The organism is Bradyrhizobium sp. 186 (genome assembly GCF_023101685.1).
GTDB lineage: Bacteria > Pseudomonadota > Alphaproteobacteria > Rhizobiales > Xanthobacteraceae > Bradyrhizobium.
On the sequence record NZ_CP082164.1, the window covers coordinates 2,496,825 to 2,514,462 of the forward strand.

A 17,638-nucleotide genomic window follows, 5' to 3' on the forward strand; every position below is an offset into this window, starting at 1 on the left:
GAGGTAAACCGACACGATGCTATCAGCCCGTTTCGGTCGCGAGATCCGACGCGGACGTCCTCTCAATAACGACGCGGGACCACAGTCTTCGGGCCACCGCGATAGGCGTGGGGTTTGTTGGTTCTAATTCCGTGGGCGTAAACATCGACTCCCTGCGCGTAGATATCGCCTTCGCTGCTGATTTGCTGCGTCGTGGGGGCAATACCCGATTTAGGGCCACCCACATACTGCTGAGCCATGCTGGACACCGTCAGGAATGGCGTGATGAGTGCGACGGCAAGGATGTATTTGATAGTCATGATGTCCTCCCGCATTTACTCGAAAGTGCTACTGGCACGTTACAGGTCTTGTCGCACCGATGTTCATCAAAGAGGCGTGACATTGCCGTTTTTTTAGGCGTTGGCGAGATCGTCTCACCTGCTGCACGGGCCAGAGCCCCGGAACCACGTCGTCTTCAAAGAAAACTTCCCATCAACACAGCCCCTTAGCTGACCGTCGTAAGGGCGTCGGCTGATGGCACGCGATTTGCGACGCTGGCGCAGGATTGATCCGATAACGCCGGGAAAATGGACATGCGAGCGTGCCTGATTGCTGCCGTTGTATCGACGGCGCTAACCGTTACATCGGCTTCCGCGACCGTAATTATCAGCGACGACGTCGGCGGTAAGATGCAGGACTACACGACGCACTTCCGACAGGTGCGCGATTCCGGCGAGCCAGTCGTCATTGCCGGGACATGCGTTTCGGCCTGCACGATGGTACTCGGATTAGTGCCGAGCGACCGAATCTGCGCCACCCAAAATGCGGTGTTTGGTTTCCATGCCGCATGGATGTTCGATAATTCCGGCAAACGCGTCGCCAGCGCATCAGGGACACAAGATCTAATGCAGACCTATCCAGCTTCCGTGCGCGCCTGGATCGCACGGCGCGGTGGGTTGACCCCAAAGATGATGTACCTGCGAGGTCGTGATCTTGCCGCCATTGTTGCGCCCTGCAATAGCGCACGCACGGCGTCTGTTTCACGCGCGAAGCGCTTCGGTGGCGTTCGTCAAGCTGCTGATACAAAAAATACGCTTCGCGCCAGTTTTGACGCGCGCTGAACAACTGTCCATCGCACTGCTCATTCGTCCTTGCCGCCTCAGTAAGGGACCTGAGCGATAGTAGGGAATGGCCCGCCAACTGTCCCGGAACTGATAGTGGTCACGCTGCAAGCTACCAACCCCAAATGTGGATACGCATCATAAAGAGAACAATGCCGATTGATGCCTACCAGTGAGGGTCGCCGCCGATGACGTCAGTCGGTTTGGCCGTGATGGATCTTGTCGGCCGCATACCCCCGCAATTCCGCGTAGCGGCCGATCTGGGTGAGGCTCAGAACCTCACGCATTGCGAGGTGAGAGCGCAGGTGTGCCGCCCGTAAGGTGCCCTGCGTAGCTCCGATCCTTGTCGTCATCGCATCCAACGATGCGCGTGTTATCGTCTTGTTGGCGAACAAGCGGTCCAGCGTAGATTCCTCCGCGACGAGCTGCTCGCCGACCGGTATAGTCTCGGCCTTCATGGCGTCGAGCAGTGCCTTAGTCTTCGTTCGCTGCTCGTCGCTTAGCTGAAGCGAGTCGGCGAGTTCGAGTACGTGCGATGGGCCTGGATAGTCGTTGAGTTCGGCCGCAAGCGCGAGGCCCATGCCACGGCCGGTCTTGAGATCTGTGATCTGCTGCTCCGAAAGCCCCTTCACGGTCCGCCGCTCCATTCCGGCATAGGGCGATTCGACCACGGCCGCTGCGCTTTCCGGACGATCCGGTGTGGCCGGACCATGCTGCTGCTGAGCAGCGGCGGCTACAGCTCCCAACAGAAGAGCAGCCGCAGATAAGGCAATGACGCATGGTCGCATGTTCATCTCCCGAGAATGATCCGTTCAAGCCTTACTGGCATCGATCGCGTACCAATGACATGATCACGATCATGTCCCAATCCCTGATCGAGCAGTTGTCGAGACTGGCGGCACGTGAACAGGAACTCGCGCCCGGCGAGGTCCTGTTCCGCCCTGGTGACGCGGTCCAATCGATGTTCTTGGTCGCCAAAGGCGTCCTGCGGCTTGTCCGATCGTTACCGCATGGGTCGCAGCTGACGCTGCAGCGGGCCAGCGCCGACGACATTCTCGCCGAGGCGTCGATATTCGCCGAGACCTATCATTGCGAGGCGGTTGCCATTGAGCGCTCGTTGCTGCGCATCGTCCCGCGGCCACAGATCGAAGCAGCACTTGCGGACAATCGAGACCTGGCCCGTGCCTGGGCGAATCATCTGGCCTTGGAGGTCCAGCGAACCCGAACAATCGCCGAGATCTTAATGCTGAAGACGGTGAAGGAGCGCGTCGATACCTGGCTCGCACTCAACGACGGTGTACTTCCACCGAAAGGTCGCTGGCGTGAGGTGGCGTCTGAGATCGGTGTAACACCCGAAGCGCTCTACAGAGAACTCGGAAAGCGAAAGCCGGCGCCAAAATGAGGTTACGTCTTGGCCCGTTTGCATCGCGTTCGCCACAGTTGTCCCTCGCGTGGGAGTTCGCTAGCGCATCAACTATTCTCGAAAGCTTTTTCCAGACTCAATCCATCATGCGCTCAGGAGAAGCGTGATCGAATTGGCGACAGGTTTCAGAAATTCTTCATGGATTGATAGCTCCTGGCTGGCGACGGCTTGATAATGTGCGCGACTTCGAGGGTCGCAGTGGGACTGCGGGATATTGATGCCGCAACCCGCAATCCAGCGAGGTTCTCGCTGCAGATTTGCGTGTCAACCTGTCAACCGTGTCAACCCAAGAATAGCCCGAACTAGCTGGCGAAATTTCGGGGCGCGTTTGTGCCGTATGGGGGAGGGGCCAGGGAGGGACCCGCCTCACCTACAGCGCACCTCGCTTGATTTGCCGCGAGATTGCGCGGCCGGCATCCGTTGCGCCCCATGACAGCCGCCCGTCGACGCCTGGCTGCACGGTATATTGAGCAAGTTGATGGCGGACGAGTTCTCTCAATTCTTCGTCAGCGATCTCACTGGCGCTCATGTAACAGTCGAACATGACGAGAGAAGCCAGCACTCCTCGCTGTTTGATCGTCATAACCTTGGCAAAGTCGATCTGAGTTCTAGTCGGTCGTGTCATGTTGGTCCTTCCAAAAGAAACAGCCCTGTTCGCGCGAAGCGTCGTCATGACGCATCGGCGGACACAGCCCGTTGGTTTTCGAGTTGATGTCTAGGATGTCTAGGCGCCGGCACGGTGCCCGGACGCGAGATGCCGCTAAAAGTGCGGGGTTTGTCTAGGATGTCTAGGCAGTCTAGGAAAAAAAGAAGGTCAAAAACAAAACAGCCGGCTCAATCCCAGACCGGCGTCTGAATTTGCCTACACGCGCGCGACCTAGACTGCCTAGACATCCTAGACCGGCGTTTGATTTCATTGAGAAGTAGGCGTCTAGGCATGCTCGCCTAGCCTGGACAGCCTAGACCGGAACGTCGTCCGGCATGGCGCAATGCCCTCGCTCGCTCTCCCCCAACAGGAGCGCGGGCCAATCGATTGGTTGACCGACGTATCTATCGAATGCTGCGCGGCATTCGTCAAGAGATGGCATCACGTGAGCATAAGCTCGTCCCGCAACACCGTGCTCCTTCTCAATTGTAACCTTGGTCTCTCCGATCCCGGAGATAAGTTTGTTGAGTCGTTTTCCAAAGTCGGCTTTGCTACGCTTGCGTCCGATTCCCATACGACTGGCTTCTTTCAAATACTCCTCATACAGATCATCCCTGACGACGACGCTGCGCCATACATCATCGCCGCTGAGCAACGCCCCCGCCCAAAGCCGATTGAAGATAAAATCATCGATCGGATCCAGCGATCTCAACTTTTGATCGAGCAGCGCCTTCGTCTGCGGAATGCGCCAGATGTTGAATTGGCTGAGATCGAACGACAGAAGCTCGTGCAAGAGGCGCTCTCGTCCCCCCCGATCCAATTCTTCGAAAAGTTCTGCGAAATATTCGTTGTTCTGCTGAGCGTATGAGCCAACGTCGAGCACGAAAAACCGACGCTCGTCGCCCGTAGCAGGAACGACCCAATCCTCATTGGAAGTCATGATAACCCGGACACGGTTTTCCATTCGGATCGGATCAACACCCTTGGATTCGATCATCTGGATCCGCGAAGTGAGCAATCCCTTAAGCCGGCCTTCGGCAGCCTTGTCACCGGCCCACATCGCTTCGTCGGCCTGCAGCAGCAAACAAGTCGCCATGTGGGCATTGAATTGTCCTGTGAGATACCTCGCATCGTCCACCGGAAAATAATGCGGCGCGAATAGGGAACCCAAGACTTCGCCAACAACGGTTTTGCCGGTGCCCTTCTGACCACGCATCACCAACGCGATACCTGGCCGCTCCCGCGGCTTTTGCACGAGGTGGGCCATCCAGCCAAACAGATAGGAGTAATATTCTTCATTCTCCCGGCAGACGTTCACACGCAGATGGTCCTTGAACCGGGCGCAACTCCCGACCGACGACGGCGTGACGCTAAAGCCGCGCCAGAGGTTGAGATAGTTCGGTGTACTGGGGACGCCGTCCGGGTTCGGGAAAAACTCGACTCCGTCATATTGCCGGCGATCCGGATGCTGGTGCCAAGCCTTCGCCCAGGTTACCGACTTGATTTTGCCATCGGTTCCCACCACTTCAGTCGGCCGATTTGCAAACCACGAATTCATGGATTCAAAGGTCATCAGTCGCACTCGGTCGTTAACCGGCCCGTGCGGCTGCTCATTCACTACTAGCGCCTTACCACCCCAAATCGCCAGCGCGTAGCTACGGTTGACTTCCTCGACATCGAACCCCCAGGAGCGTGGCGAGGTGTTGGGAGTATGGACGGCGCCCCTAGCGCTTTGCTCCCCCTCCCCGGAGGGAGCTGGCTCGTCATCGTCAGATTCGACGATCGCGAGGATTCGCTCATGGGCGGCATGTCCCTAGACTCAATCCAATCGGCGATCACCTCGGCCGGCGTCCTGGCCAGCGCGTCGTTAAAGTCCTGTCCGCGACCTTCAGCGCGAACGGGTTTGGCGGCGGCCTCAGGGAGGCCACCGTTCTCTGTCCTGTCCATCTTTGCTGCTCTTGTTCTTGGCGAAAAGAAAAGGCGGCCCGGAAGGGGCCGCCTTTGAACGTGTCGGGCTGTAACAGCAGCCCCTTGGATCTAATCGTGTGTACGGCCCTCTCAGTGCGCCCTATGCGCTATTCTGAGAGGAGGCCCCGTAAGATTTCTTTGCCGCGAACACCGAAAATGGGAGGGATTTGCCGGGGGGGCTTTGGTGGAAACGGTCTCCCGCTACCAACGTTCCCCCCGACATAGCCATGTTCGGAAACAGGGCCGGATTGCCGCACAACGCGGCGAGGCGGCCCTTGATGTCGATCCGAACGCTCCGGTCATCTTCGGCGTTGGCTTTGGTCCCGATGCCGCCCGGCCGGCTCGGGCTGGCATGCACGATAATCGCCGTCACCAGCTCGCGGATGGTCGCAAACTCGGTCGGCGTGCCGCGCTTGAACTCGTCGGCTAGTTCCACAACAGCGCGCTTGTAGCGGTCGAGCGCCTTGGGGTGCAGGGCGATGACGTTGTCGCTTTCCTTGGCGGCATCGAGCCCCGCGATGACCTTGGCCTTCTCGGCCTCAAGCTCCTGCATCCGGGCGACGAACTGTTCTGGCGGCATGCCCGTGATCACGATGGAGTCAACGATACGCTTCATCTCGCGCCCGATCTCCCCGAGCCGCCGTTCCAGCCGGGAGCGTTCGGTGCTCGCCTCTTTCTTGAGCCGCTTGCGCTCGGCGTTATAGGCATCGACAAATTCGGTGATCACCTCGGGATGCGCGAGGTGCTGGCGGAGCCCCTTGATCGCGAGCGCCTCGATGTCGTCGAGATAAACGCGGCGGCCATTTCCGCACGATCCGCTTTCCCTATGCGTCGAGCATTGCAAGCGAAGACCTTTCGCGTCGCTGCCGATTGACGCCATGCCGCCGCCGCACGAACCGCACCTGATCAACCCGGAAAAGACCCGCTTCGGCGCGCGGGCCTTTTGCGCGGTCGCCGGCGTGGCGTCACGGCGGCGCTCGGCCTTGACAGCTTGCGCACCCCTGAATGTCGCATCATCAACGATGCGCAGATGCGGCGCCTCGACGATCTTGTATTGATCCTTTGGATTGGGACGCGAGAGACGCTTGCGCGTCACCGGGTCTTTGATCATGCGGACCTTGTTCCAGATGATCCGGCCGGCATACAGACCGTTCAGGACCAGCCCGCCGCCGCGCGACACGTTGCCGTTAATCGTTGATGCGTTCCATTGGCGCCCACGCGGCGGCCGCACACCGCGCTTGTTGAGATCGTTCGCGATCATGCGCGGCGTCTTGCCCGAGATGTAATCGGCGAAAATCTCGCGCACGATCTCGGCCTCGGCTTCGACGATCTCCAACTCGCCCGGCTTGCCCCGCACCGCGCGATAGCCATAGGCTCGGCCGCCGGCGTGCCGGCCATCGCGGATCACCCCCTCAAGTCCGCGCCGCGTGTGGATCACGAGATTTTCGATGAACATCTCGCTCATCAGCGCACGCAACGCGCCGTCGAGCTTGCCGACCTTGCCGGACACGGTGTGCAGTGACACGCCAAGGTGATCGAGATGCTTGCGGGCAGTGTGATAGTCGGCCTGATCGCGAAAAACGCGATCCAAATCCTCGGCGACAATGACGTCGAATAGCCGTGCCTCGGCGGCGCGCATCAGGGCTTGGAAGCCGGGACGGTTGATCGCGCCGGTGCCTGAGATGGCCCTATCCTCAAACGTCGAGATCACCGCCATGCCCTCGCGACTGCAAAGGTCGCGGCACGATGCAACTTGATCGTCGATCGACTTGTCGCTTTGCAGGTCGGAGGAGAAGCGGGCGTAAATGGCGGCGCGGATCATCGTCTTCGCTCGTCACAGGTTGGATGCTTGGCGGGTCGCGATCTCGACCTGATGATCCTCTCGTGCCAGCCGTTTGGCAAGCTCCCGCACATAGCGGAGAATAGCCTCGTCTGGCCGATCCAGCGGTATCATAGGAGCCATGCTGCCGTCAGACGCAATCGCGGCCGGCGCCCGCAACGGGCGGTCCAGCGTCAACGACTCATCATCCTGATGATTGCGCTCCACCAGGAAGCATCAAGCAAAGTGCACTGCTTCGCACAATCCACTTATGAACGAGAACCTGCTGCTCGCCGCTGCTGCCTGTTCAAAACACACCTTTCGGGCCGACGCGATGATCCTGCCGTTCAGCCGAAGATGACTTATGAACAAGCACGTCGCCTCATGACGACGTGCTTGTTCATAACTCACTTCTCAAATCGCGAATTAGGCCTAGTTAGGATGCGTCCTGACGTAACAGGGCGCACGTCCAAATGAATTGGCGTGCTTACTCTAGAAACAGGAGCACGACCATGTCAGTTCGCAAGCTGTTGTTATTTCCTGAACTGAGCGACCACGGCGTTCCCTTCGGTCGCCGGTACATCGATCGTCTCGAAGCTGAGGGAAAATTTCCGAGGCGCGTTCCGATCGGCGCCAAGCGCGTGGGTTGGATTGCCACAGAGATTGAGGGTTGGGTCAGTGCCGCGATTGCACGGCGCTCGCGCAACGTTGCCGCGCAGGCCCTAGCTGAGCGCGTCGACTAAGTCGCGGAAAAGGCGGCCCGCCACAGGCCGCCTAATCATCACCACGGATCAGGAATATTCAGATGTACGATGACGATAACCGCGCGGATAGCGATACGCAAGTCGATACCAACGACCCGTCTCTCGCCTTCGCGATCGAATTCGGTTTCAATCCGCGCAAGCCGCTCAAGAAGAGCGAGCGCCACATCGCTGCCGGTCTGCGTGTGTTGGCGCGATTGCGCGCGAACGGTCACAAGCTGATCAACAGCCCGAATGGCGCGTGGCTCTTTGGCGATGGCGGTTGGCGCCAGCTCGACAAGAACTGGCTCGCCATGCAGATCGAGCTCACTTGCGTCACTCTCGGCTTCAATAGTAACACCAAGCTGATCACCGAAACCCGCTGTTGGCTCTTGCGTCAGCCGGAGCTGTGGCGGGATAGCGGGCCGCAGCAGCAGTCGGAGGCGCGGCCATGAACATGCTCGCCCAAATCCTGAAGCAGCAGCGTCAGGCGGCCGCCTACGTCGCGTTGGCGCAGAAAGTCATTCCGCTCGCCAAGAGCGTGGACGATCTCCGGGCTTGGCGGAACGAGGAGCAGCGGCGCAGGAGCGAATATGGTCTCACCGAGGCTCAAGCTAACATCCTGATCGGAGCCTGTAGGGAGCACATCCGGAGCCTCAGCGAAACGCGTGGGGTGCGCCCGTGAACGCGCACGATCCCAATTCGCCGGGCGGCGAGCCGATGGCTATCGATGATGGTGTCGCCAGTGCCAAGGTGCACATCAGCTTCTTCAAGGACCTTGCAGCCAATACCTGCACCACCGACAACCTGACCTTGATGGAATTGCGCGAGCGTGTCTTGAACGCTGCCGCGCGAGAGAAGGGCAAGCTGCCGTTGTTGAAGCTGGCGGTGTTCGGCACGAAGCGTAGCGCCAATGGCAGTCTGCGCCATGACGCCAACCTGACGCACATCACCGGCATCGAGTTGGAACATGACGACCAGAACATCGCCTTTGATGACGCCTTGAAGGCCGTTAGCGAACTGGGCATCTCCGCGCTCGTCTACACGTCGCCTTCGCACAGCCCTGGCGCAGAGCGCTGGCGCATCCTCGCTCCGACCTCGCAGCCGCTCCCGCCTGAGACGCGCGCCAAGCTGGTGGCTCGCCTCAATGGCGCCATGAAAACCAAGCTCGGCGCGCAGAAGATTGCTGCCAACGAGAGCTTCGCGCTGAGTCAGGCGTTCTTTTACGGCTGGGTGATGAACAAGCCGGGCCTTGACCATCGCGCCGAAGTGATCGACGGGGACTTCATTGATCTGCGCGACGACCTTGCTCAATCCGAGGTCACTGGCGCAAAGGCGGCTGACCAGACATCTGCCGAACCGGGTGATCCGTTTTCTGATTACTCCGACCGTTACGGCGCGAAGCGCGGCAAAAGCGAAGAAGAGTTGCTGGCGCTGCTCAAGCAGAGCCGCGCCACGCCCGGCAAGGGCTGGCGCGAGCCCATGTTGTTGTTCGTTGGCAGCACCGTCGGCAAAGGTTGGTCCGACCTCCAGATCAAGTTGGCGTGTGCGCCATACAGTGACGGCGGCATCGATGACCGCGATATTCAGGAGCTGATCGATTACACGCGCAAGAAGTTCGGAAAGCCAGAGCCGGATGAAGCCGAGGGCGGCGACGCAACCAACGCTGGTCCGAAGGCTGCGGTTGATCCGGTCGATCTGTGGGGCAAGTTCGAGCCGCCGTCGTTGCTGCGCGGGTTGCTGCCGGATGTCATCGAACGCTTTGCGCACGACCAAGGAATGGACATGGGTGCCGATATGTCGGCTATCGCCGTGTCGGCGCTGGCCGTCTGCGCGGGAGCCATTCCCGACAGCGTTCGTCTTCAGGTCAAGCGCCACAACACCGGTTGGTTTGAAGCTGCTCGGCTGTGGGTAGCGCTCGTCGGCCCGCCCAGCTCGAAGAAGAGCCCGATCATGATCGCAGCAGCCCGCCCGCTGCGCAAGATCGACGCCGATCAGGCGCGCGACTATGCCGACCAGCGCGCCGTCTATGACAAGCTGCCGAAGGAGGAAAAGCTCAAGACCAATCCGCCGAAGCAAGTGCGCAGCATTCTTCAGGATACCACGATTGAGGCTGCGCAGGATGTCGCCAAGGACAGCCCAGATGGCCTGCTTTGCTATCAGGACGAATTGTCTGGCTGGTTCGGTTCCATGGACAAATATTCCGCCGGTCGGGGCTCGGCCAAAGATCGTTCGTTCTGGCTGGAAGCATTTAACGGTAGCACCTATTCGGTGCAGCGGGTCGGACGTGGCCTGGTCTACATCGACAATCTGTCAATCTCGCTCATTGGCGGCATCCAGCCGGAGCCCATCCGCCAGATTGCAGACGAAGCAGTGGACGACGGTTTGTTGCAGCGCCTGTTGCCGATCATGGTGTCACCCGCCAAGGCTGGCCGGGATGAAGCTGCGTCTCCGGTCGTGGCGGAGTACACCGCTCTGATCCGCCATCTGCACTGCCTCGGCAACGCGACACTCCGCTTTGATGATGGCGCGCAGGCTTATCGACAGGAGTTGGAACTCAAGCACCTGAACTTGCAGTCTCTTGAGTTCGTCCACCGCAAACTTGCTGCGCATATCGGCAAGTACGACGGCATCTTTGCGCGGCTGTGCGTCATCTGGCACTGCGCCGAGAATATGGTGGGCTTCGGCGATATTCCCGCCGTGATCAGCGAGGCAGCGGCCCGGCGGGTTGGTGCCTTTCTGCACGGTTTCCTGCTGCCGCACGCCATGGCGTTCTATACGACCGTGCTCGGGCTATCAAACGACCACGATTGCGTCACAGCAGTCGCGGGATACATCCTGTCTCACGGCCTGAAGAAGATCACCAATCGCGACCTCAAGCGGGGTGACCGTGTCATGCGTCGCCTCTCGCCAGAGGCTGGACTGGCGGTGTTCGAGCAACTGGAGGCGTTTGGCTGGCTTGAGCGCACCCCCTCGCGATTGCGCGGCGCTCCCACGCATTGGTTGGTCAATCCGGCGGTGCATCAAAAATTTGCCGAGAGGGCGAAGGTCGAAGCCGCTCGCCGTGCAGAAGTTCGCCAGACGATTGCCGACGCTGTCGGTGGGGGAGTGGAGCCGTGAGCGGACGGGAGCCGCGCGCGGCTGGGCAATCGAGGGAGCGAAGTGTGTCGCGCCCGTGCGCGCACACAAGGGACAATGGCGACAACTGTTCAGGCGGTGACGCGCCGACCGACCGCAACGCGCCCGAGTTGTCACCAATGTCCCTTGCGGGCGTGAGATATAAATACAAAGTTCGACCCTTCTTATTTCTCTCGTCCATTCTCCCTTTTGCGCCGCGCGCGCAAGGGACATTGGCGACAGATCGTCGTGTCGAAAACACTGTAGACGCCGCGCGCTCGGGACGTCGGCACGGGGCAATCATGATTCTGCGCGCCCGGCACGATGATCTATCAGAACACCACGGGAGCCCGCGCGCGAGGGCGTGGTCGAGGGATTGAAAAGCCGGTGACACCGGGGGGAGGTTTAGAAATGGCCCAGCAAAGCCCCGAGAACCGCACCGGCTGGTCCTTATGCGATGGGATCAAATTCCTAGAAGGGGGTTGCCCATTTTGACGGCATTTAGCCCGGGAGGTCCACCGTGAAAACCAAGGCGAAGGCGCACCTTGCACCGATGGCCGCCGCCCAGCGCATGCGGGAACACCGCGCGCGCCAAGCGATCGGCGCTACGCGAATTGCCATTGATCTCGACGGGGACGACAAGGACTGGCTTCGCGGCCAGGGCACATTGACGGAATGGGATGAGCAAGATGGACGAGCGCTCGCGCAAGCTTTGAAGCTGGCACTGCAGAAACTGCGTCGGAAGGTTACAGCGTAACAGAATCCGGATCGCGATTTGCTATTGAGGAGATCAACTTCAAACCAGGTTGAGGGCAGACACATGGTCGTCCGGTTGACAGCGAGCGAACTGGAATATGGGCGGCGGTCGGCCGCAGCAAAAGCAGCGCGCCTTGTTGTTCGGCTTCCGCCCGAAATTGACGATCTAATTCCCATCGCTCGGCTGGAAAAACGCATCCGCGAACTGCTGTGGCATCGCGACAACCCCGATAACGTTTCGGCTGCGCGCATACTGGTTCGAGAACAGTCGCGGTTGCAGCTTGCCTACGAAAGGCGGCATGGCAAGCCAGCGAACACGAAGCACATGCCATGAACGGTCCAACTCCCGAAGAACGTCGCGCAGTGGAAGCCAAAGTGTCGCCCCAGCGGCGAGCCGAGATCGAAGGCCTCGTCAAATCGCTCGCCCCAGTGATCGGCGATTTCGTGCTGAAAGCAACCGCGCCGTTGAAAGAGCGGCTCAAGGAACTCGAGTCGCGCCCGACACTGCGTTACTTGGGCATTTGGGATGCATCGCGGACGTATCCGCCGGGGTCCTTCGTCACCCATGCGGGTTCGATTTGGCATACCGACGCGGAAAACACCGGCGTTCGGCCGGGTGAAGGCGGAAATTTTTGGCGACTGGCTGTGAAGCGTGGCACAAAATGAAAATATTAGACGAAGCAAACGCCGAGTTGTGCCGCCATCGCGATCTTGCGCTCACGGCCTATGCGCGCCGTCTGCTTGCTCGCGGTGCCGACATTGACGGAGAAGAGTTTCGTGCGGACTTGTCGAAATACGCCGGCGAGCTGGAGGCGTGGCGCAGCAAAGCTATGGATGGCTTGCGGCAATTTGTCGAGGCGATGACGGAGCGGCCGTCCGCGACGCTGCACTAACTGGCCGATCATGTGCAATGGCTCTAAGTGCATCAAGGAGTTCGTAGCGCCGTTAGTCTGCTGTTGTGGGAAAAGCGGAAGTCGCGATTGCGTAGTTCGAGTTCCGAGTCTGACCCCACGCGACCACTTTTGCCGCAGCACGATGGCGCCGCGCGCATCGTGGCCCACGACGTGGAACGAGTTCTTGCCGATATCGATGCCGATCACGGCGATCGCAGTATTGGGTGTCTGAGACATGGCGTGCTCCTTGTCTTTGGCGCCCCTTGCCAGCTTCGCTTGCTGGCGGGGCAGGAGCACGGCCGGACCATCTGGTTTTGAAAACGGCGTCATCTCGCCAATTGAGAGGTGCTGCGCCGTTCACTTAGAACGACGCAGCATTGATCTTATGCCCAGCCTCGATCGTTCAACTCATTCGGCTTTACGTCCGGCAAGTCGATGGTGTCGTTGCCGACTTGCAGCAGTGTTCCGCCGTGGTGGTCGGAGGATATTTTGACGTATTGGTCGTTTAAAAGCTGCAGCTTGTCCACCTTCGGATCGAAGTCGGTGATGGTGGCAGTATTGTGCTGACCGTTGATGAGATTAAAGTCGAACACAAAGGTATCGGCACCTTCACCACCGGTCATCGTCATATGACCGCTCGCCGCGACAAGCGTGTCGTTTAGATCGCCACCGGTTAGGGTATCTTGACCATCTGATCCGATTACCAGTTGAGCCATACCGTCTGCTGCGTCATCACCGTTTGGATCGACACCAGCCAATGTGCCGCTGTGACGCTCAGTCGCTATAAAGGCGTCATCCTGCATTGCCGTCGTATCGGTATTCCGCAAGATCAAGTCAGAGAGGGTGGTTGCCTTGATCTCACTCAACGTCTTTTGATCAAAGCCTTGGTTTTCGAAATAGTAACGATCACCGTCACGTAATGCTGTGAACTGATCAGCAATGATCTTGCCGAAGGTTTCACCAATGACTGACCCGGCCAAGTGGTCCTCCGCCAGACCTCCTGCCCAAAGATCAACAGCGTTGATGTCGCCTTGATAAGCCTGCGCAAAGGCAGCTGCTGTCTCCGGGTCAGACGTCAGTTGATCAAAGCTGGTATAAGCTTCCAGCCCTAATGCTTCTCTGGTTTGGTTCAACGTGCCCAAGCCTAAGTCATGAGCGCGCTGAATATTGATCGCAGCTAGATCAATCCCGGCAGGTGGATCGAACAACAAATTGCGAAGGCCATCGACGATATGGCTATCGAGCGGGTTGGCAAGATCACCAGTGAGATGGCGTAATAATCCATCAGCCCCGGTCTCAGCGAACACTCCAGTCGGCTCAAAGAATGATTCTGCCAGAGTTTGTTCCGAGGTGAACGCACCATAATTATCGATGGCACTGATCTCGTCAGAGACAATTGAGTGACCAAAACGGTAAGCAGCACCTTCGAACTCTTCACTGATTCTGGCGTCAACATTAGGATCATAGCCTTGGTAGGCCGCTATGGCATTGTCACCCAGGAGGTGCGGAAGAAATTCGTTATATGTTATGTTGACCATCTCGGCTGTCGTGATGGCTTTCGCGGTCTCGTATAATCTGTCACCAGACCAGTTTGGGTGCTCCGCGTGCAGCTTGTCCACTTGATAATTATGCTCGCGAACAAACAAAGTTTGCAACGCAGTCAAGTCTGGATTCTCCGATGCCCGCACATCTCCTGCCAAAAAGCTGCCATCAACAATCGGTAGATTATTTCCCTCCGATACTTTCATATGACCATCAGCAGTGCGGAGGCTGGCTGCTGTAACGGCATCCGATCCATAGATTTGTGATCCATCCAGCCAACCGGTAACCGTATTAATCGCAGTAGCTGGACTTCCCTCCACGCCAGTAGCCGGATCAATTGCCACTCGCGTAAAGGGAATTAAACTGCCGGGCTCAAGAAATTGATCGTTGGCAGGGACCACTATTGAAGCATCCGTCGTCGTGCCTTGTCGTTCCAGGTCAAGGTCATGATCGATGAACTGTCCCCACGCATACATCATGCCTGATAGCGCGACGCCGTTGTCGTCCATCAAATGCGGGCCGTCCCCTCCGGTGTCCTCCTGCGCCACAACGATGTTACTTATCTCGCGGGGATTCGGCCCTGGTGTCATTTCATTGAACCCATCGGCGAAATTCGCCGCACCCACTCGGCCAAAGTCGGTGTTGGCCTGGTTCAAGGTGGGATCGGCAAGATTGTTGTTGGAGCCGTCGATGGTTCGGAAGTCGAGGGTATGGAATCGAACTGCCATGGCTCACCCTCCCTTTAGGTGTATGGCCCCAGCTCCCGCTCATTGCCCGCCCTGAGAATGACGCTTTGATGATCTATTGTGACGTTCAGGTGGTGGTTGCATGACGATATCGCTTCTTAATCATAGTATCGCGCCACTCAAAGCTCGCCACGAGCAGGTCATTGCGCGCCCGCGCAGCGGGTCGTGTCGAACTCGTCCGTTTGCTCGAGCCGGCCGCCCGCACTGTTGCAGGGAGCCACGCTTTCGTACCGAATTGTTCCAATGAAGAAACCCTGGCCCATCTCTGACCTTCGCGCCGTCCCCGCGTTGGGCTGCTCTCGGCCGCATACCGGACATACGGCTAAGGGGATAAGAAGCACCAAGCAGCTCACCGCAGCGGTCCTGCTTGACGGCGAACCTGTGCCTTCCGTCAGTGACATCGAACATACGATCAAGTACGCGCCGATGATTTGTCGGTCGGCAGAAGCGGTCGAGCGGTTTATCCGTCTCTGCGAGACCATGGCCGATGATCTGTTGCGGCCTCACAGGGATGTTCTCGGTGCACTTGCGGCCGCATTCGTCGTACGCTGGACGGCGCCGAGATCGACAAGATCATCATCGATGTTGAGACGCGTAAGGCGTTGGCGGTTGAGCACCGGCGGCGCGCAGACTGGCGCAAGGCCGAGGTGGAGGCCGAGCGCTTTCGGGCGCAATGTGTTCATATCGGTGCCGCAACGGTGCCACGTTCTGCACCAGATCGCGTGCGGTAATCGACGAGATCAAGGATCGTAAGGCACGGCGGATGTAACCGGCCGGATGATCTTGAATGGCCCCGGCGTGGAATACGTCGGGGCCATTGACGTGCCCGGGGCCATCAAGCTCCAACTGAGACTTGCAGCGCGACGACTGATCGCTGGCCTACTTGCCATCCTTGGGGCTTTGATCAGACGACCAACTCAATTGAAGGTATGAAACCTCAGCTTTAACGAACCATCCGCTTGGCGTTCGAAGACGTGCATGGCAAGTCCACTAAAGGGAGCCGGTTTGCCGTCCTTGTCCTTGCCCGTAGCGCTCCACTTGGCTGTGCCGACGACGACCTTGTCGTCTCCGCCCGCGTCGATAACCTCCAGCTTGTGGCCGGTCACACCATTCGCGAAAAACCCGGCAAAGAACTTTTCGATCTCCGCTGGGCCTGACGCGACTTCGTGCGTCGGCGGCAGCACCTTGGCGGTCGGGACATAGTTGGCAGCGACGGCCTTCGCGTCCTGTTTGTTGAATGCGGCATCAAAGGTGGCGTAGGCTTTCTCGACGTCGGTCTTGGCGTCTGCGGCGAACGATACCGAGGGAGTAGCGGTGAGTAGACAAAAAAGTAATGCTGGAGCTATGCGCATGATGTCCTCCTCTCTAAGTTGGCGCATCTCGACAAAGCAGTTTTCGGGCACGCCCCGGAAAAACCGAAGCATTTTTGGCGCGGGCGCTCTTCGCCAGCCCTCGGGCCAGCCGGTCCTCCGGCGGTTCGAGAGGGTGAGACCGGCTGTCCGATGGACGAGGCGCAGGGGACACGCCCCGCACCCCGAAACTAACGCGGATCAGGCGACGCCATGTATTCATTTCTGGCCACGTCCGGTCACGTAGATGTATTTGTAATGTTCCTGAAACGGAACAGCGATAAGGTAGCCATGAGGGGCATGCAGGCCCAATTGGAAAAGCCGCCCTAATCCGTGATCTCGCGACCGATCCAAATCTCTTATAGCTCGCGCTCCATCGCTGGATGCTTGCGGTTTTTCACTTTGATCCAGTAGCGACAACGCCCACCCTGATAGGGCCGGTCGCGCCGCTTGGACACTAACCCTTCTAGCCCCAATTTGCAGGCAGCTCCAAACAGATCAGGCCCAATCTCGCCGCGCTCAAACGGATTGACGAACACACCTTCAGGACGCCGCGCCAACAAGCGCTCCAAGTTCGCCTTCCGCAGCGATAAGGGGAGCGTGCGGAGGTCATCACCGCCTTCGGCGAGAATATCGAAGGCGCAAAACTGCACTTCGTGATCGTGCTTGCGCGAGTGAAGCGCGTTAAAATCTGAGATGCCATCGACGCCGAGCACAACCGCTTCGCCATCGAGCACGAATTGTCTCTGCTTGATCTTGCGCGCGGCCTCGATGATCCATGGATAGTGGCTGGCCCAATCGTAACCGCCGCGCGTGATCAGGCGCACGCGGTCGCCGTCGCGCTCCAAGCGGAGGCGATACCCGTCGTATTTTACTTCGTGAAGCCAATCGGGGCCGTCCGGGACTGTTGTGCCCTTGGTCGGCAGGCAAAACTCAAATGAACGCATGCGGGAAAAATAGGCATTCGCGGCTGGTTTGGGAGTGGAACCTGCCGGTACGCCGCCTTAACCTTCGTTCATGTCGCGGAGCGTGAGCGGCAGCTCGTGGGCTGGTCCGGCGCTGGACCGCGAAGTAGTTTGTTAGCTTGTGCGTGTGAAACTTGGGGCGTGCCGATTACCGCCGATTGCGGCACATGGAATGGGAATGCCGGCCCCGGCTGTCCTCCCAACCTGCGGCTGGGGCCGTTTTCTTGAACTTGCGCAGCATCGTTCCCGGTCCACAACCATGAGTAGATGAATTGCTATCGCGCTATTTGGGATGAGCATTCTCTCCCCAGTTCGATCAGGCGTTCTTCTAGCCGAAATACTGACGCGGCGCTCAGGCTTGTGCGCGAGATCAGCTTGCGGGTTCGGCCTGTAGGGCACATCACGTCAGTAGTGCGTTGCGGCGAGATGTCCGGAGTCGGCTGTAGAGCGGAAGTTACGACTCCAAGAGGCGAGCCGACGCGAATGACCCCGAAGGACATTGATTTAGGCGTGGCCTACTTTGCCTGTTGGATCGAGGCCCAACAAAAATGGCCCCAGCTCCGGGGCAATGGGG

At 58.9% G+C, this 17,638-nt stretch carries 18 protein-coding genes and 1 pseudogene; 9 read left to right on the plus strand and 10 right to left on the minus strand.

Annotated elements, in window-relative coordinates:
- Positions 1-62: 62 nt before the first annotated feature.
- Entirely contained in the window at positions 63-299 is a 237-nt protein-coding gene (locus IVB18_RS11625; RefSeq protein ID WP_247989293.1) for a hypothetical protein, read from the minus strand.
- Between the two features lie 273 nt (positions 300-572).
- Between IVB18_RS11625 and IVB18_RS11630 the strand changes: the two genes are divergently transcribed.
- On the plus strand, positions 573-1,100 hold the full coding sequence (locus tag IVB18_RS11630) for a hypothetical protein (protein WP_247989294.1): 528 nt from the start codon (positions 573-575) through the stop codon (positions 1,098-1,100).
- Between the two features lie 194 nt (positions 1,101-1,294).
- Here IVB18_RS11630 and IVB18_RS11635 read toward each other — a convergent pair whose 3' ends face one another.
- Positions 1,295-1,888, minus strand: a complete 594-nt coding sequence (locus IVB18_RS11635; protein WP_247989295.1) for a periplasmic heavy metal sensor — start codon at positions 1,886-1,888, stop codon at positions 1,295-1,297.
- A gap of 59 nt (positions 1,889-1,947) precedes the next feature.
- On the opposite strand from IVB18_RS11635, the gene IVB18_RS11640 reads away from it, so the two are divergent.
- Positions 1,948-2,502 (plus strand): Crp/Fnr family transcriptional regulator, encoded by a 555-nt coding sequence (locus IVB18_RS11640; protein ID WP_247989296.1) that lies wholly within the window; start codon positions 1,948-1,950, stop codon positions 2,500-2,502.
- A 391-nt stretch (positions 2,503-2,893) separates the two neighbouring features.
- Here the strand turns inward: IVB18_RS11640 and IVB18_RS11645 are convergent, their stop codons facing one another.
- From IVB18_RS11645 to IVB18_RS11660, 4 genes are all read right to left on the minus strand, one after another.
- Positions 2,894-3,148: a hypothetical protein gene (locus tag IVB18_RS11645; protein WP_247989297.1), complete on the minus strand. Its 255-nt coding sequence runs from the start codon at positions 3,146-3,148 to the stop codon at positions 2,894-2,896.
- 334 nt (positions 3,149-3,482) lie between these two features.
- Positions 3,483-4,742 (minus strand): primase-helicase family protein, encoded by a 1,260-nt coding sequence (locus tag IVB18_RS11650; RefSeq protein WP_247989298.1) that lies wholly within the window; start codon positions 4,740-4,742, stop codon positions 3,483-3,485.
- Between the two features lie 495 nt (positions 4,743-5,237).
- A complete protein-coding gene (locus IVB18_RS11655; RefSeq protein WP_247989299.1) occupies positions 5,238-6,959 on the minus strand; it encodes a recombinase family protein in 1,722 nt (573 codons plus the stop codon).
- A gap of 12 nt (positions 6,960-6,971) precedes the next feature.
- Entirely contained in the window at positions 6,972-7,184 is a 213-nt protein-coding gene (locus tag IVB18_RS11660) for a hypothetical protein (RefSeq protein ID WP_247989300.1), read from the minus strand.
- Positions 7,185-7,468: 284 nt separating this feature from the next.
- On the opposite strand from IVB18_RS11660, the gene IVB18_RS11665 reads away from it, so the two are divergent.
- From IVB18_RS11665 to IVB18_RS11695, 7 genes are all read left to right on the plus strand, one after another.
- Positions 7,469-7,699, plus strand: a complete 231-nt coding sequence (locus IVB18_RS11665; protein WP_247989301.1) for an AlpA family phage regulatory protein — start codon at positions 7,469-7,471, stop codon at positions 7,697-7,699.
- 62 nt (positions 7,700-7,761) lie between these two features.
- Positions 7,762-8,151 (plus strand): hypothetical protein, encoded by a 390-nt coding sequence (locus IVB18_RS11670; protein ID WP_247989302.1) that lies wholly within the window; start codon positions 7,762-7,764, stop codon positions 8,149-8,151.
- Positions 8,148-8,381, plus strand: a complete 234-nt coding sequence (locus tag IVB18_RS11675; protein ID WP_247989303.1) for a hypothetical protein — start codon at positions 8,148-8,150, stop codon at positions 8,379-8,381. The genes IVB18_RS11670 and IVB18_RS11675 overlap by 4 nt, the downstream gene beginning before the upstream one ends.
- Positions 8,378-10,816: a DUF3987 domain-containing protein gene (locus IVB18_RS11680; RefSeq protein WP_247989304.1), complete on the plus strand. Its 2,439-nt coding sequence runs from the start codon at positions 8,378-8,380 to the stop codon at positions 10,814-10,816. The genes IVB18_RS11675 and IVB18_RS11680 overlap by 4 nt, the downstream gene beginning before the upstream one ends.
- Positions 10,817-11,333: 517 nt before the next feature.
- Positions 11,334-11,570, plus strand: a complete 237-nt coding sequence (locus tag IVB18_RS11685; protein ID WP_247989305.1) for a hypothetical protein — start codon at positions 11,334-11,336, stop codon at positions 11,568-11,570.
- 63 nt (positions 11,571-11,633) lie between these two features.
- Positions 11,634-11,903 carry a hypothetical protein gene (locus tag IVB18_RS11690; protein ID WP_247989306.1) on the plus strand — a complete coding sequence of 90 codons (270 nt, stop codon included), beginning with the start codon at positions 11,634-11,636 and terminating at the stop codon, positions 11,901-11,903.
- Positions 11,900-12,235, plus strand: coding sequence for a hypothetical protein (locus IVB18_RS11695; RefSeq protein WP_247989307.1), 336 nt, complete (start codon positions 11,900-11,902; stop codon positions 12,233-12,235). Before IVB18_RS11690 ends, IVB18_RS11695 begins: the two co-directional genes overlap by 4 nt.
- Positions 12,236-12,576: 341 nt before the next feature.
- On the opposite strand, the pseudogene IVB18_RS11700 reads toward IVB18_RS11695, so the two are convergent.
- From IVB18_RS11700 to IVB18_RS11715, 4 genes and pseudogenes are all read right to left on the minus strand, one after another.
- A pseudogene (locus tag IVB18_RS11700) lies at positions 12,577-12,699 on the minus strand (IS110 family transposase); the annotation flags it as partial.
- Positions 12,700-12,845: 146 nt separating this feature from the next.
- Positions 12,846-14,732 carry a peroxidase family protein gene (locus IVB18_RS11705; protein WP_247989308.1) on the minus strand — a complete coding sequence of 629 codons (1,887 nt, stop codon included), beginning with the start codon at positions 14,730-14,732 and terminating at the stop codon, positions 12,846-12,848.
- A 935-nt stretch (positions 14,733-15,667) separates the two neighbouring features.
- Complete coding sequence (locus tag IVB18_RS11710) at positions 15,668-16,174, minus strand: nuclear transport factor 2 family protein (RefSeq protein WP_247987073.1); 507 nt, start codon at positions 16,172-16,174, stop codon at positions 15,668-15,670.
- A gap of 284 nt (positions 16,175-16,458) precedes the next feature.
- Positions 16,459-17,046, minus strand: a complete 588-nt coding sequence (locus IVB18_RS11715; RefSeq protein WP_247989309.1) for an RNA ligase family protein — start codon at positions 17,044-17,046, stop codon at positions 16,459-16,461.
- Positions 17,047-17,638: the final 592 nt, after the last annotated feature.